General features: G+C 64.4%; 14 protein-coding genes and 2 tRNA genes. 6 read left to right on the top strand and 10 right to left on the bottom strand.

The window, feature by feature from the left end; genetic code table 11:
* Positions 1-60 precede the first annotated feature (60 nt).
* The 7 genes from lnt to ABNW52_RS10205 all read right to left on the bottom strand — a co-directional run bounded on the left by lnt (position 61) and on the right by ABNW52_RS10205 (position 6,928).
* Positions 61-1,572 (bottom strand): apolipoprotein N-acyltransferase, encoded by a 1,512-nt coding sequence (gene lnt / locus ABNW52_RS10235; protein ID WP_349587220.1) that lies wholly within the window; start codon positions 1,570-1,572, stop codon positions 61-63.
* A gap of 2 nt (positions 1,573-1,574) precedes the next feature.
* Positions 1,575-2,414 (bottom strand): HlyC/CorC family transporter, encoded by an 840-nt coding sequence (locus tag ABNW52_RS10230; RefSeq protein ID WP_349587218.1) that lies wholly within the window; start codon positions 2,412-2,414, stop codon positions 1,575-1,577.
* Between the two features lie 13 nt (positions 2,415-2,427).
* Positions 2,428-2,937, bottom strand: coding sequence for an rRNA maturation RNase YbeY (gene ybeY / locus ABNW52_RS10225; protein WP_349587216.1), 510 nt, complete (start codon positions 2,935-2,937; stop codon positions 2,428-2,430).
* On the bottom strand, positions 2,918-3,886 hold the full coding sequence (locus tag ABNW52_RS10220) for a PhoH family protein (RefSeq protein ID WP_349587214.1): 969 nt from the start codon (positions 3,884-3,886) through the stop codon (positions 2,918-2,920). Before ABNW52_RS10220 ends, ybeY begins: the two co-directional genes overlap by 20 nt.
* The gene (locus ABNW52_RS10215) at positions 3,883-4,248 is read right to left on the bottom strand and encodes a hypothetical protein (protein WP_349587212.1); all 366 of its coding nucleotides are present in this window, start codon (positions 4,246-4,248) and stop codon (positions 3,883-3,885) included. The genes ABNW52_RS10220 and ABNW52_RS10215 overlap by 4 nt, the downstream gene beginning before the upstream one ends.
* Positions 4,249-4,270: 22 nt before the next feature.
* Complete coding sequence (miaB, locus tag ABNW52_RS10210) at positions 4,271-5,605, bottom strand: tRNA (N6-isopentenyl adenosine(37)-C2)-methylthiotransferase MiaB (RefSeq protein WP_349587210.1); 1,335 nt, start codon at positions 5,603-5,605, stop codon at positions 4,271-4,273.
* 132 nt (positions 5,606-5,737) lie between these two features.
* Positions 5,738-6,928 carry a cation:proton antiporter domain-containing protein gene (locus ABNW52_RS10205; protein WP_349587208.1) on the bottom strand — a complete coding sequence of 397 codons (1,191 nt, stop codon included), beginning with the start codon at positions 6,926-6,928 and terminating at the stop codon, positions 5,738-5,740.
* A 114-nt stretch (positions 6,929-7,042) separates the two neighbouring features.
* Here ABNW52_RS10205 and ABNW52_RS10200 point away from each other — a divergent pair, with 114 nt between their 5' ends.
* Complete coding sequence (locus tag ABNW52_RS10200) at positions 7,043-7,363, top strand: hypothetical protein (RefSeq protein ID WP_349587206.1); 321 nt, start codon at positions 7,043-7,045, stop codon at positions 7,361-7,363.
* Between the two features lie 84 nt (positions 7,364-7,447).
* Here the strand turns inward: ABNW52_RS10200 and ABNW52_RS10195 are convergent.
* The 3 genes from ABNW52_RS10195 to ABNW52_RS10185 all read right to left on the bottom strand — a co-directional run bounded on the left by ABNW52_RS10195 (position 7,448) and on the right by ABNW52_RS10185 (position 8,889).
* Positions 7,448-7,524: transfer RNA gene (locus tag ABNW52_RS10195), tRNA-Met, on the bottom strand.
* A 35-nt stretch (positions 7,525-7,559) separates the two neighbouring features.
* Positions 7,560-7,636, bottom strand: a tRNA-Met gene (locus ABNW52_RS10190).
* Positions 7,637-7,734: 98 nt separating this feature from the next.
* Positions 7,735-8,889, bottom strand: coding sequence for a class I SAM-dependent methyltransferase (locus tag ABNW52_RS10185; protein ID WP_349587204.1), 1,155 nt, complete (start codon positions 8,887-8,889; stop codon positions 7,735-7,737).
* A gap of 120 nt (positions 8,890-9,009) precedes the next feature.
* Here ABNW52_RS10185 and ABNW52_RS10180 point away from each other — a divergent pair, with 120 nt between their 5' ends.
* The 5 genes from ABNW52_RS10180 to ABNW52_RS10160 all read left to right on the top strand — a co-directional run bounded on the left by ABNW52_RS10180 (position 9,010) and on the right by ABNW52_RS10160 (position 13,403).
* Positions 9,010-9,762 (top strand): pteridine reductase, encoded by a 753-nt coding sequence (locus ABNW52_RS10180; protein WP_349587202.1) that lies wholly within the window; start codon positions 9,010-9,012, stop codon positions 9,760-9,762.
* Positions 9,763-9,884: 122 nt separating this feature from the next.
* Complete coding sequence (gene ttcA / locus ABNW52_RS10175) at positions 9,885-10,871, top strand: tRNA 2-thiocytidine(32) synthetase TtcA (RefSeq protein ID WP_349587200.1); 987 nt, start codon at positions 9,885-9,887, stop codon at positions 10,869-10,871.
* Positions 10,872-10,917: 46 nt separating this feature from the next.
* Positions 10,918-11,661 carry a polyamine aminopropyltransferase gene (locus tag ABNW52_RS10170; RefSeq protein WP_386107796.1) on the top strand — a complete coding sequence of 248 codons (744 nt, stop codon included), beginning with the start codon at positions 10,918-10,920 and terminating at the stop codon, positions 11,659-11,661.
* A gap of 111 nt (positions 11,662-11,772) precedes the next feature.
* Positions 11,773-12,831: a Gfo/Idh/MocA family protein gene (locus ABNW52_RS10165; protein WP_349587196.1), complete on the top strand. Its 1,059-nt coding sequence runs from the start codon at positions 11,773-11,775 to the stop codon at positions 12,829-12,831.
* A 2-nt stretch (positions 12,832-12,833) separates the two neighbouring features.
* A complete protein-coding gene (locus ABNW52_RS10160) occupies positions 12,834-13,403 on the top strand; it encodes an acyltransferase (protein WP_349587194.1) in 570 nt (189 codons plus the stop codon).
* Positions 13,404-13,405: the final 2 nt, after the last annotated feature.

Raw genomic sequence — 13,405 nt, 5'->3', positions numbered from 1 at the left:
GGCAGCTCAGCACGCAAAAAAAGCCCGGCGCAAGCCGGGCTTTTTCATATCGCCGGGCAATCAGCTTTCCAGCGCCTGGCGTTGCTGTCGCCGTTGCCACAAACCGAGGCCAATGCCCAGCAGCAGCAGGGTGCCGCAGCCGAGCAGCACCGGGCGGTTGCCGTAGTACATGTACGGTGTCAGGCCACTGCGCCCCTGCACGCTGGCGGCCAGGGTCTGGCGGGTATCCGGTGCGGCCACGGCGACCACTTCGCCGTGATGATCGATTACGGCGGTCATGCCGGTATTGGTGCTACGCAGCATCGGGCGGCCGGTTTCCAGCGCCCGTGCCTGTGACAGTTGCAGGTGCTGGCTCATGGCATTGCTCTTGCCGAACCAGGCCAGATTGCTGACGTTGGCCAGCATAGTGGCGTCGGCGGCCGGGCCGATCAGCTCCTCGCCGAAACCATCTTCGTAGCACACGTTAAAGGCAATGCGCTGCCCGGCGATGGCCAGCGGCGGCTGGCGGTCGCCCCCGGGGGTAAAGCCGGACAGCGGCATATTCATGAACTGGTAGATCCAGCTGGTCAGCGTCGGCAGCGGGATGAACTCACCAAACGGTACCAGGTGGTTCTTGGCGTAATACGGCTGCCCCGGCTGGTTCAGCGCCACCACCGCGTTGAGGTAACCGCGGCCATCCGGCGTGCGCCGCGGCAGGCCGGTGACCAGCGCGCTGTTTTTCAGGCCCGCCGCAGCATTGATCATGGTGAGGTAGCCGGAAGGCATGTCTTCCAGAAACACCGGCAGCGCCGTTTCCGGCAGTAGCAGCAGCTGTGCCGGCGGCGCCTGCACCAGCATGCGGTAGTAGGTGGCGAGCGTGAATTCGAAGGTGGCCGGGTCCCACTTCAGCGACTGCGGGATATTGCCTTGCAGCAGGGCCACCCGCAGCGGGGCGCCGCTGTTCTGCGTCCACTGTTGCTGTTTGAACTGGTTACCGCCGACCCACACGGCGACCAGCAGCAGCGCGGCGGCAAGTTGGCCGCGGCGTGGCAGCTGCCATAGCAGCATCAGCAGCGCGGCGCTAAGCGCGACGGCAAATGTTACCAAGTGGATGCCGCCCAGCGGGGCATAGCCGGCCAGTGGGCTTTCGGTGATCTGGCTGTAGCCGGCGGCGCCCCAGGGAAAGCCGGTCAGCATCCAGCTGCGCAGCCACTCGCTCAGTGTCCAGGCGGCGGGAAACAGCAGCCAGCGCACCAGCGGCTGGCTGTGCATGCGCACGCTGAGGTGGCAGGCCAGCGCCGGATACAGTGCCAGATAGGCCGGCAACAGCAGCGTCATGCCACCGGCTAGCGGCGCCGGCATGCCGGCGATGTCGTGCAGGCTGATGTAGATCCAGTAGAACTGGCCGCAGTAGGCGGTGAGGCCCCACAGCCAGGCGGTGCTAAACGCGCGTTGCGGCCAACGTTGCACCAGCCACAGCAGCACGGCCATGCACAGCGGCATCAGGAAGAACAGCCGGTACGGCGCGTAGGCCAGCACCGTGGCGGCACCGCTGAGCAGCGTCAGCAGCAGCCAGGCGAGTTGTTGCAGCATACTTAGTCCTGGGGTTGGCCGCGGCGTTCGACCAGCAGCGCCTGCAGGCGGCGGCTGTCGGCGCGAATCACGGTGAAGTGCCAGCCGTCCAGCTGCAGCCCTTCACCGCGCACCGGCACGTAGCCCAGGTTGGCAGTGACCAGACCGCCGATGGTGTCCACCTCGTCGTCTGGCAGCGCGCATTCGAAGAAGTCGTTGAAGTCTTCTACCGTGGTGGTGGCCAGCACGCGGAAGCGGCCGCCACGCACAGGCACGATGTCTTCTTCCGATTCGATCAGGTCGTGCTCGTCGTCGATGTCGCCGACGATTTCTTCCAGCACGTCCTCGATGGTGACCAGGCCGGACACGCCGCCGTATTCATCCACCGCAATCGCCATATGCGTCTTGGTGGCGCGGAATTCGCGCAGCAGGCTGTCCACACGCTTGCTTTCCGGCACGAACACCACCGGCCGCAGCATGGCGCGGAGATTGAACTCCTGCGGTGCCAGGAAGTAGCGCAGCAAATCCTTGCTCAGCAGGATGCCCTGCACGTCGTCCTTGTCGTCACCGATCACCGGGAAGCGCGAATGCCCCAGTTCGATCACCCGCGGCAGCAGGTTCTCGATCGGGTCGCCCAGGCTGATGACATCCATCTGGCTGCGCTGCACCATGATCTCGCGCACGGTGCGCTCGGAGAACGACAGCACGCCTTCGATCATCGCCAGCGCCTCAGCGTCCAGCAGGTTGCGTTCGAAGGCGGCGTGCAGCTGCGCTTTCAGCTCCTCGCGGTCTTCCGGCTCGTGGGTGAAGCGGTTCAGCAGGCGCTCAAACCAATTGGGGGACGGTTTACTGGAATCTTCCATAATGGCGATGGGGTCAGGCCTTCTCGGCGGCGTAAGGGTCGGCATAGCCTAACTTGGCGAGGATGACGCTTTCAAGCGCTTCCATGGCCTCGGCCTCGTCGTCGGCTTCATGATCGAAGCCTTGCAGGTGCAGCATGCCGTGCACGGTGAGGTGCGCGTAGTGTGCTGCCAGCGTCTTGCCCTGCTCGGCGGCTTCGCGCGCCACTACCGGCGCACAGAACACCAGGTCGCCGAACAGGGGCAGCCCGGCCACGGTGTCGCCTTCATTCAGCGCGAAACTCAGCACATTGGTGGCGTAGTCCTTGCCGCGGTAATCGCGGTTCAGCGCACGGCCTTCGGCTTCGTCCACTACCACTAGCGAGATCTGTGCCTGCTTCACGCCGCTTTGCAGCGCGGCCTGGCACCAGCGGCGCCACAGCTTGCCGTCCGGCAGCGGCTGCTCGCTGTCCAGGCGGTCTTCCAGCGTCAGTTCCAGCCGTGCGGCCAACCTTTGCAGTAGTTTGTTACGTTTGGCTTGTTTCATTGTCCTGCTTGCTTTGATAGCGGTCGTAGGCGTCGACGATTTTCTGCACCAGCGGATGGCGCACCACGTCTTCGCTATTGAAATGATGGAAATGGATGCCGCGCACGTCCTTGAGGATGCGCTCGACTTCCACCAGCCCGCTTTTCTGGTTGCGGGCCAGGTCGATCTGGGTGATGTCGCCGGTGATCACCGCCTTGGAACCGAAGCCGATGCGGGTCAGGAACATCTTCATCTGTTCCGGCGTGGTGTTTTGCGCCTCGTCCAGGATGATGAAGGCATTGTTCAGCGTGCGGCCGCGCATATACGCCAGCGGTGCGATTTCGATCAGGTTCTTCTCGAACAGCCGCGCCACCTTGTCGAAGCCCATCAGATCGTACAGCGCGTCGTACAGCGGACGCAGGTACGGGTCCACCTTCTGCGCCAGATCGCCGGGCAGGAAGCCCAGCTTCTCGCCGGCTTCCACCGCCGGGCGCACCAGCACGATGCGCTTCACCACCTCGCGCTCCATGGCATCCACCGCGCAGGCTACCGCCAGGTAGGTCTTGCCGGTGCCGGCCGGGCCGATGCCGAAGGTGATGTCGTGGGCAAAAATCTGCTTGATATAGCCGCTCTGGCGCGGGGTGCGGCCCTTCAGGTCGCGGCGACGGGTCGCCAGCGGCGGCATGTCGTCATCCTGCGGGTTGTCCTGGCGCGCTTCCACCAGCCCCAGCTGGATGTCGCGCACATTCAGTTCGCGCTTTTCCGCCAGGGTGTAGCAGCGTTGCAGCAGCACGAGGGCACGGGTGGCCTGTTCCCCCTTGATGGTGAACTGCTCGGCGCGGCGCTGGATGCTGACATCCAGCCCGGTTTCGATCTGCTTGAGGTTCTCGTCCAGCGGGCCGGTCAGGCGCGCCAGACGTTCGTTGTCCACCGGGGTGAACTGGTAACTGCAGCTTTGTTGGTCGCTCATGGCGTCTTGAGGAGGGCTTCCGGGCAGCGTTTCTGTTGCTGCCATTGTCGTAGGCGGGACTGGTATTGTTCAAGCGCCGCGATTTCCTGCTCCGGGCGGCGCAGCTGGCCCATCGGCACCGGAATCGACAGCCCGATGCTGCCATGGCTGCCGATGGCGCTGCCCAGACCGATGTTCATCTGCACGTCCGGGTTGGCCGTCTGCAGCTGGCGCAGGCGGGCTGCGCTGCGCTGCTGCTGGCGTGCCAGCCCGGCGCAGTCCAGCGTGGCCGGATCGCTGGCGATAAAACCGTCATCGTCCGGCGTGCTGGCGCAGCCGGCCAGCAGGCCGACGACGAGAAGGGGTTGCAGCAGGTGTTTCATGCCATCTCCCGGCCTGGCGGCCTTATAGCGTGTCGCTGGTCAGCACCTCGCCACCCAGCGAATGCGGGAAGGCTTCGGTGATCACTACGTCGACGAGCTGGTTGAGCAGGCGTGGATGGCCGTAGAAGTTCACCACGCGGTTGTTGGCGCTGCGGCCGGCCAGCATATTGGGGTCTTTCTTGGAGATGGCCTGCACCAGCACGCGCTGCACGCTGCCGACCATGCTCTGGTTGATCTCGAAGCCGCGAGCCTCGATCACCTCGTTCAGCGCTTCCAGCCGGCGCACCTTCTCGCTGTGCGGGGTGTCGTCCGTCAGGTTGGCCGCCGGGGTACCCGGGCGCGGGCTGTAGATGAACACATAGCTGAAGTCGAACGCCAGATCCTGCACCAGTTTCAGCGTTGCCGCGAAATCGGCCTCGGTTTCGCCGGGGAAGCCGACGATGAAGTCGGACGACAGGCACAGGTCCGGGCGCAGCGCACGCAGCTTGCGAATGATGGACTTGTACTCCAGCGCGGTGTAGCCGCGCTTCATCGCGCTCAGCACCCGGTCGCAGCCGCTTTGCACCGGCAGGTGCAGGTGCGATACCAGCTTGGGTAGCTTGCCGTAGCAGTCGATGATGCGCTGGCTGAACTCGCGTGGATGGCTGGTGGTGAAGCGCATGCGTTCCACGCCCGGAATCTCGTGCACGTACTCCAGCAGCATGGCGAAATCGGCGATCTCACCATCGGCCATCACGCCGCGATAGGCGTTGACGTTCTGCCCCAGCAGGGTGATTTCCTTCACCCCCTGGGCGGTGAGGCCGGCGATCTCGGTGAGCACGTCCTCGAACGGGCGCGACACTTCCTCGCCGCGGGTGTATGGCACCACGCAGAACGAGCAGTACTTGGAACAGCCTTCCATGATCGACACCGAGGCGGCGCTGCCTTCCACCTTGGCCGGCGGAATGTGGTCGAACTTCTCGATCTCCGGAAAGGAAATATCCACCTGCGCGCTGCCGCTTTGCTGGCGGTTCTTGATCAGCTCCGGCAGGCGGTGCAGGGTTTGCGGGCCGAACACCACGTCCACGTATGGCGCGCGCTTGACGATGGTGTCGCCCTCCTGCGACGCCACACAGCCGCCGACGCCGATGATCAGCTCGGGGCGGGCTTCCTTCAGCGGGCGGATGCGGCCCAGGTCGGAAAACACTTTTTCCTGCGCCTTTTCGCGCACGCTACAGGTGTTGAACAGGATAACGTCGGCGTCTTCCGGGTTATCGGTCTTGATCATGCCTTCGCTGCTGCCCAGCACATCCACCATCTTGTCCGAGTCGTACTCGTTCATCTGGCAGCCGAATGTCTTGATGTAAACCTTTTTCATGCCTGCTTCTGTCTGCAAATAAACTGGGCAGGCGGGGCCTGCCGCAAAAAGAAAGGCCAGCGGTGGCTGCGCCGGTTTCCACGAAGGAATGCGCTTTTTCGCTGGCAAATGAATGTCTTGCGCGCGAGTTTATCACAGCGCGGGGCTGGTCGCAGTGGCGCCGCCGCGGCGCAGCGCCAGTTTGAACACGAAGGGATTGAGCAGGATGGAGAGGATGGCGCCGGCCATGATCAGCGCATGGCCGCGGCTGGACAGCAGCTCCAGCTGCAGCCCCAGCCCGGCGAGGATGAAGGAGAACTCGCCGATCTGCGCCAGACTGGCGGCGATCAGCCAGCGGTCACCCCTGGGTTGGCGCAGCGCCGCCATCAGCCACCAGGCGGCCAACCCTTTGCCGACGATGATGATGGCCAGCGTGGCCAGCACCGCCGGCAGGTCGTTGACCAGGACGCGCGGGTCGAACAGCATGCCGGCGGCGACGAAGAACAGCACCGCGAACGCGTCGCGCAGCGGCATCGCCTCCTCGGCGGCGCGGTGGCTGAACGGCGAGCCGGCCAGCACGGTGCCGGCAAAGAACGCGCCCAGCGCGAACGACACCTCGAACAGCGCGGTGGCGCCATAGGCCACGCCCAGCGCGGTGGCCAGCACTCCCAGGCGGAACATCTCGCGGCTGCCGGTGTAGACGATTTTTTCCAGCATCCACGGAATCACTTTCTGCCCCACCAGCATCATCACCGCCACGAAGGCCGCCACCTTGCCCAGCGTCAGCAGGATGGCCTGCAGTGAGGCGCCAAGGTTGGCCGCAGCGTTGCCGGCGATGGCCGGGATCAGCACCAGCGCCAGAATGGTGGCGATGTCCTCGGTTACCAGCCAGCCTACCGCCACCTTGCCGGCCGGGGTTTCCAGCCGCTGGTGTTCTTCCAGCGATTTGAGCAGTACCACGGTGCTGGCGACCGACAGCGCCATGCCGAACAGCAGGCCCTCGGCCAGCGGCCAGCCCAGCACGGTGGACAGGCCGCAACCCAAAGCGATGGCCACTGCGATTTGCGCGATGGCGCCGGGCAGGGCGATGCGTTTCACCGCCAGCAGGTCGCTGATGGAAAAGTGCAGCCCGACGCCGAACATCAGCAGGATGACGCCCAGTTCCGCCAGCTCGGACGCCAGGTGGCCGTTAGCGACGAAGCCTGGGGTGAACGGGCCAATGATGATACCGGCGGCCAGATAGCCCAGTAGCGGCGGCAGGCGCAGTTTCAGTGCCACGGCGCCCAGGGCGAAGGCCGCTACCAGGGCAGCGACAAGGGTGGTGATGAGGGGTGTTGCGTGCATGATGTCTCCCTGTTTTCGTTTATTGAAATACGAGAGCGGTCAGCGGCGAGAGTTCCTGCGCACTCAACGAGTAATTGCTTAAAATTAAACGAAATCGATGCTGGAGACTGGCAAATGTTGCGAAAAGAATATTCGGATGCAGAGCTGGATCGGATCGGCGAGGAGGCAATGCTGTACATGTGCGCCTGCCCCGGGCAGGTGGCCAGCGAGATCCGCCGCCTGCGCGAACTCATTGCGTACCAGCTGTCCTGCGAGCAGCGGCCGGATCATGTCAGCGCGGTACATCAGTGCATTGCCCGTCATGCCATCGAGTCTCATGCGCTAATGGAGGCGTGCCTGAGCGAGGTGCTGGCGCTGGAGGGCTGGGACCGGCAGACCTTGCGCATGCCGGAAGGCCTGCGTATCCGGCGGGATGCGCTGTTGCGCGGGGAGTGAGGTGCGGCGCGGGCCTCCAGGCTTGCCGTTTGCTGCTGTGCGGCGAATGCAAAAAAGCCAGCTCGATGAGCTGGCTTTTTTAACTGGTGGCGAATCAGGGACTCGAACCCCGGACCTGTGGATTATGATTCCATCGCTCTAACCAACTGAGCTAATTCGCCGTGAGACTCTGCTTGCACACAGTCTCGATAAACTGTGGTGGCGAATCAGGGACTCGAACCCCGGACCTGCGGATTATGATTCCGTCGCTCTAACCAACTGAGCTAATTCGCCACATTTCGATGCGTTGGCATCGAGGTTGCGAACTATACGTAGCGATTTTTGCAGTGTCAACTATTTCTGCGGAATGCCGGCAAATGGTCTAGCGATGCTTACAGCGTGTAGCAGCGGTCGCCGCTGCGGAAGCCCAGCCAGTCGATGGCTACCTGCTTGCCAAAGCCGATCACCTTGAAGGTCTCGCCCATTTCCTGTGGCGACAGCAGCCGCTGCGCTGCCTTGGCTACCGGCAGGTAGTCCTTGACGTTGGCCGCATCCAGGAAGGACAGCAGCTCGGTGATGCCGGCATTGATCAGGAACTGTGCCTGACTGGTGTAGCCGATCAGCTCCAGCCCGGCGTCGATGCCGGCCTGCGCCACCGCGCTGAAATCCACGTGCGTGGTCAGGTCCATCAGCCCTGGCAGGTAGAACGGGTCCTGCACGGTGTGGTGGCGGTAGTGGCCGAGCAGGGTGCCCATGCTGCGCTCCGGGTGGTAGTACTCGCCGGCGCTGTGACCGTAGTCGATCATCAGCAGGGCGCCGCGGGTCAGTACCCCGGCCAGGGTGTGGATGAAGGCGCGGTTGGCCAGGCTGATCTCGCTGACATAATCCGGGATCTGCGGCAACAGGCTGTCCGCCAGTGCCTTGAGCTGCGGCTCGGCAATCTCACGGTCTTCATAAGCCAACGCGCCGTCGCGCACGGTAACGCCGCGCTGCTGCAGCTGCTTGTTGGCGTTGCGCAGCACCAGTTCCACCGGCATGGCGTCCAGCACCTCGTTGCCCAGCAGGATGCCGTCCACGCTGTCCGGCAGTGCCGGCAGCCAGCGTACCTTGGCGGCCAACGTTGGCGGCAGGGTGGCGATGGTGGCCTGCTGGCGTTCGATCAGCTCGGGCGACAGGTCGATGATGCTGTAACTGGCCGGTTCGCAGCCCAGCGCGTTCAGCGCCAGCAGTAGGTCGGCGGCCAGGCGGCCGCTGCCGGCGCCGAATTCCACGATGTGGCCGGCGGTCTGCGGCAGCAGTTCGGCCAGCTGCCGCGCCAGCGTCTGCGCAAACAGCGGCGTCAGCTCCGGCGCGGTGATGAAATCGCCGCTCTCGCCGAACTTGCGGCTGCCGGCGGTGTAGTAGCCGAGGCCGGGGGCGTACAGTGCCAGTTCCATGTAGCGCGAAAACGGCATCCAGCCATCGCGGTCGGCGATTTCGGCGGCGATGGTGCGGGCGAGGGTCTGGCTGACGGCCAGCGCGTCGGCGGAAGCTTCGGGCAGGGACATGGTGTGAAAACTCGCAGGGCGGAACGCGCGGCCATCACGCGGCGCGGGTTCGCGTTTAAAATGGCGGGAATTGTCGCTAATCGGCGCGTTGTCGCCAAGCAAATACCAACGGGAGAGCGCATGCAAGCGGATGTTCACGACAAGGTGGTGCTGATTACCGGGGCGGCCAAGCGGGTGGGGGCGGGCATTGCGCGCCATCTGCATGCCCGTGGCGCGCGGCTGGTGCTGCATTATCGCGGCTCGCGCCGCGCGGCGGAAACGTTGGCCGCAGAGCTGAACGCGCAGCGTGCCGGCTCGGTAGTGTTGCTGCAGGCCGACTTGCTGGATACGGCCGCCTTGCCGCGGCTGGTGGACGATGCACATGCCGCCTTTGGTCGCCTGGACGGGCTGGTCAACAATGCTTCCAGCTTCTATCCCACCGAAATCGGCACCATCCGCGAGCAGGAGTGGCTGGACCTGATGGGCAGCAATCTCAAGGCGCCGCTGTTCCTGGCGCAGGCGGCGGCCAGCTATCTGGCGGCCACCCGCGGCGCCATTGTCGGCATCGTCGACATCCATGCCGAGCGCCCGATGAAGCGCCACCTAGTGTACAGCCTGGCCAAGGCCGGCCACGCGCAGCTGATCCGCAGCCTGGCGGTGGAGCTGGCGCCGCTGGTGCGCGTCAACGGCGTGTCACCGGGGGTGAACCTGTGGCCGGAGGACGAGGTGTCGTTCGATGCCGGTGAGCGCGCCGCCATTGAGGCGTCGATTCCGCTGGCGCGCGCCGGGCAGCCGGAGGACATCGCCCGCGCGGTGGCGTTTCTGCTGTTCGACACCGACTACGTCAATGGCCAGATCCTGGCGGTGGACGGTGGTCGCAGCGTGGTGCTGTAGCCGTGAGCTGGCCGCCGCTTGCGGCCAACCTTTGCTGCCGTGCAAAAAATTGGCGGCCGCATGGCAAAAACCGCCCTGATCGGACTAAAATAGGCGGTTTTTCAATTTCTTAGCCGTACCTCATGTCCGAACAACTCCGCGATGCCGATGCCGATGCCAAGGCCAAAAAGGCCAGCTTCGAAGGCAACAAACTCACCAAGCGTCTGCGTCACCACGTAGGCGATGCCATCAACGACTTCAACATGATCGAAGAGGGCGACCGCGTGATGGTGTGCCTCTCCGGCGGCAAGGACAGCTACACCCTGCTGGACATCCTGCTGGGGCTGCAGAAGTCGGCGCCGATCAATTTCTCCATCGTGGCGGTCAACCTGGACCAGAAGCAGCCGGGCTTTCCCGAGCATGTGCTGCCGCAGTACCTGGAATCCATCGGCGTGGAATACCGCATCGTCGAGGAAGACACCTACAGCATCGTCAAGCGGCTGGTGCCGGAAGGCAAGACCACCTGCAGCCTGTGCTCGCGCCTGCGCCGCGGCATCCTGTACCGCGTGGCCGACGAGCTGGGCGCCACCAAGATCGCGCTGGGCCACCACCGCGACGACATCCTGCACACCTTCTTCCTGAACATGTTCTACGGCGGCAAGCTCAAGGCGATGCCGCCCAAGCTGGTGTCGGACGACGGCCGCCACATGGTGATCCGCCCGCTGGCCTACTGCCGCGAAAAGGACATCGAGCGCTACGCCACGTTACGCGAGTTCCCCATCATCCCGTGTAACCTGTGCGGCTCGCAGCCCAACCTGCAGCGCCAGGTGGTGAAGGAGATGGTTAACGACTGGGACAAGCGCTTCCCCGGCCGGGTGGAAAGCATGTTCCGCGCCATGCAGAACGTAGTGCCGTCGCACCTGGCTGACACCGGCCTGTTCGATTTTGCCGGCCTGCAGACTGGCGATGCCCCGTTCGAGGGCGGCGATACCGCCTTCGACAAGGAAGAATTCCGCGACCCGGTGGTGCTGGCCGAGGACGATGAGGATGCGCCGCCGGCCGCCGCGCCGCGCCGCACCATCAGCATCCTGGATTCGCGGCCCAAGGCTGGAGACAGCTGTGGCGCATAGAGCCCTGCATCCGTTCCGCCGCCGTGTGCGCAAGGGTGTGGACGCCATGCCGGAGGTGGAAATCTCCGAAGCCGACAATATCCGCTCGTTGCACCTGGGCTCGGAAACCATCCAGAGCTCGATGAACCTGGACGAACCGGCCGATCTGGTGCTGAGCTACAGCCGCGCCATGATGGCGTTCCTGCTGTGGCACGACGATCCGCGCCACATTCTGCAGATCGGCTTGGGCGGCGGTTCGTTCGCGCGCTGGATCGACGAATACCTGCCGGACGCGGTGAGCGTGGCGGTGGACATCAATCCGCAGGTGATCGCGGTGGCGCGCGCGTTTTTCCAGCTGCCGGAAGAGGGCGACTTCTTCGAGATCGTCGAAGCCGACGGTGCCGAATACGTGAAAGTGTTCCGCGAATCCACCGACGTGATCATGGTGGATGGCTTCGACGGCCTGCAGATCGTGGACGAGCTGACCACCGAGGCATTCTTCGAGGACTGCTACCGCGCGCTGACGCCGAACGGCGTGTTCGTCACCAACTGGTGGAGCGGCGACAAGCGCTACCAGCAGTTCGTGGAGCGGCTGCTGGCCGTGTTCGAAGGCCGGGTCATCGAATTGCCGGCGGTCAGCCACGGCAATATGGCGGTGATGGCGTTCAAGGAAACCCCGTCGCCGCTGGGCTGGGAGGCGCTGGAAACCAAGGCCGACCAGCTGGAAGGCCGCTTCGGGCTGGAGTTCTGCGACTTTGTCAGTCGTATGAAGGATGTGAATCTGCACAGCAATAACCGCCTGCTGCTGTGACGGCAGCACGACACAAGCTGGCCGCCGCGTGCGGCCAACGGTTTTTTTGCCTGTTGTCATGACGACGGGCTGACAGGTTGGCCGCAGGCCGGCCGAACAAGGGATAAAGCGATGATCAGTTACCAAACCATTACCGACCGCAAGCTGCGCTTTGCGCTGGTCGGTTGCGGTCGCATTGCGGCCAACCATTTCGGTGCCATTGAACAGCACGCCGCGCGCTGCGAGCTGGTGGACGTGTGCGATACCGACCCGGCAGCACTGGCTGCCGCGGTGGCGCGCACCGGCGCCCGTGGCCATGCCACGCTGCGCGAGCTGTTGGCCAGCAGCGATGCCGACGTGGTGATCCTGACCACCCCGTCCGGGCTGCATCCGCAGCAAGCCATCGACTGCTTTGCCGCCGGCTTCCACGTGATGACCGAAAAGCCGATGGCCACCCGCTGGCATGACGGCGTGGCGATGGTGAAAGCCGCCGACCAGGCCGGCAAGCGCCTGTTCGTGGTGAAACAGAATCGCCGCAACGCCACGCTGCAGTTGCTCAAGCGCGCGGTGCAGGAAAAGCGCTTCGGCCGCATCTACATGGTGAACATCAACGTGTTCTGGACCCGGCCGCAGTCCTACTACGACCAGGCCGACTGGCGTGGCACCTGGGAATACGATGGCGGCGCGTTCATGAACCAGGCCAGCCATTACGTCGACCTGATCGACTGGCTGATCGGCCCGGTGGAAAGCATGCAGGCCTACACCGCCACCCTGGAGCGTGACATCGAGGTGGAAGACAGCGGCGTGGTCAGCCTGCGCTGGCGCTCCGGCGCGCTGGGCAGCATGAACGTGACCATGCTCACCTACCCGAAGAACCTGGAAGGCTCGATCACCATTCTCGGCGAGAAGGGCAGTGTGCGCGTTGGCGGCATGGCGGTGAACGAGATCCAGCACTGGGAGTTTGCCGCGCCGCACGCGATGGACGACGAGATTCAGGGCGCCAGCTACGCCACCACCAGCGTGTACGGCTTCGGCCACCCGCTGTACTACGACAATGTGATCCAGGTGATGCGCGGTGAGGCGGAGCCGGAGACCGACGGCCGCGAGGGGCTGAAGTCGCTGGAACTGCTGATCGGCATGTACCTGTCCGCCCGCGACGGCAAGCGCATCAGCCTGCCGCTGGAGTACTGATCATGGCTGCCTACACTGTCCATTCTACCGCCATCGTCGACGATGGCGCCGTGATCGGCGACGACACCCGCGTCTGGCACTGGGTTCATATCTGCAGCGGCGCGCGCATCGGTGCGCGCTGTTCCTTCGGCCAGAACGTGTTCGTCGGCAACGACGTGATCATCGGCGACAACGTCAAGGTGCAGAACAATGTGTCGATCTACGACGCGGTGACGCTGGAAGACGACGTGTTCTGCGGCCCGTCGATGGTGTTCACCAACGTCAACAACCCGCGCAGCCACGTCAACCGCAAGCACGAGTACCGCCGTACAGTGGTGAAGCGCGGTGCCAGTATCGGCGCCAATGCCACTGTGGTCTGCGGCCACGAAATCGGTGAGTACGCCTTCATCGGCGCCGGCGCGGTGGTGACCCGCGACGTCAAGCCGTACGCGCTGATGGTCGGCACTCCGGCGCGGCGCATCGGCTGGATGTGCCAGTGCGGCGAGCGGTTGCCGGACAGCATCGACCAGCACGCTTGCACCGCCTGCGGCCAACGTTACGACATCGGCGGCAACCACTGCGCGCCGCTTTGACC

The organism is Vogesella oryzagri (assembly GCF_040148885.1).
Lineage (GTDB): Bacteria > Pseudomonadota > Gammaproteobacteria > Burkholderiales > Chromobacteriaceae > Vogesella > Vogesella oryzagri.
The sequence above is the reverse complement of the archived record's forward strand: the minus strand, read 5'-3'. Positions and strand labels throughout refer to the sequence as shown.

Coding starts and splice junctions, on each gene's coding strand:
- lnt (WP_349587220.1), bottom strand. CDS start 1,572: ATGCTGCAACAACTCGCCTGGCTGCTGCTGACGCTGCTCAGCGGTGCC.
- ABNW52_RS10230 (WP_349587218.1), bottom strand. CDS start 2,414: ATGGAAGATTCCAGTAAACCGTCCCCCAATTGGTTTGAGCGCCTGCTG.
- ybeY (WP_349587216.1), bottom strand. CDS start 2,937: ATGAAACAAGCCAAACGTAACAAACTACTGCAAAGGTTGGCCGCACGG.
- ABNW52_RS10220 (WP_349587214.1), bottom strand. CDS start 3,886: ATGAGCGACCAACAAAGCTGCAGTTACCAGTTCACCCCGGTGGACAAC.
- ABNW52_RS10215 (WP_349587212.1), bottom strand. CDS start 4,248: ATGAAACACCTGCTGCAACCCCTTCTCGTCGTCGGCCTGCTGGCCGGC.
- miaB (WP_349587210.1), bottom strand. CDS start 5,605: ATGAAAAAGGTTTACATCAAGACATTCGGCTGCCAGATGAACGAGTAC.
- ABNW52_RS10205 (WP_349587208.1), bottom strand. CDS start 6,928: ATGCACGCAACACCCCTCATCACCACCCTTGTCGCTGCCCTGGTAGCG.
- ABNW52_RS10200 (WP_349587206.1), top strand. CDS start 7,043: ATGTTGCGAAAAGAATATTCGGATGCAGAGCTGGATCGGATCGGCGAG.
- ABNW52_RS10185 (WP_349587204.1), bottom strand. CDS start 8,889: ATGTCCCTGCCCGAAGCTTCCGCCGACGCGCTGGCCGTCAGCCAGACC.
- ABNW52_RS10180 (WP_349587202.1), top strand. CDS start 9,010: ATGCAAGCGGATGTTCACGACAAGGTGGTGCTGATTACCGGGGCGGCC.
- ttcA (WP_349587200.1), top strand. CDS start 9,885: ATGTCCGAACAACTCCGCGATGCCGATGCCGATGCCAAGGCCAAAAAG.
- ABNW52_RS10170 (WP_386107796.1), top strand. CDS start 10,918: ATGCCGGAGGTGGAAATCTCCGAAGCCGACAATATCCGCTCGTTGCAC.
- ABNW52_RS10165 (WP_349587196.1), top strand. CDS start 11,773: ATGATCAGTTACCAAACCATTACCGACCGCAAGCTGCGCTTTGCGCTG.
- ABNW52_RS10160 (WP_349587194.1), top strand. CDS start 12,834: ATGGCTGCCTACACTGTCCATTCTACCGCCATCGTCGACGATGGCGCC.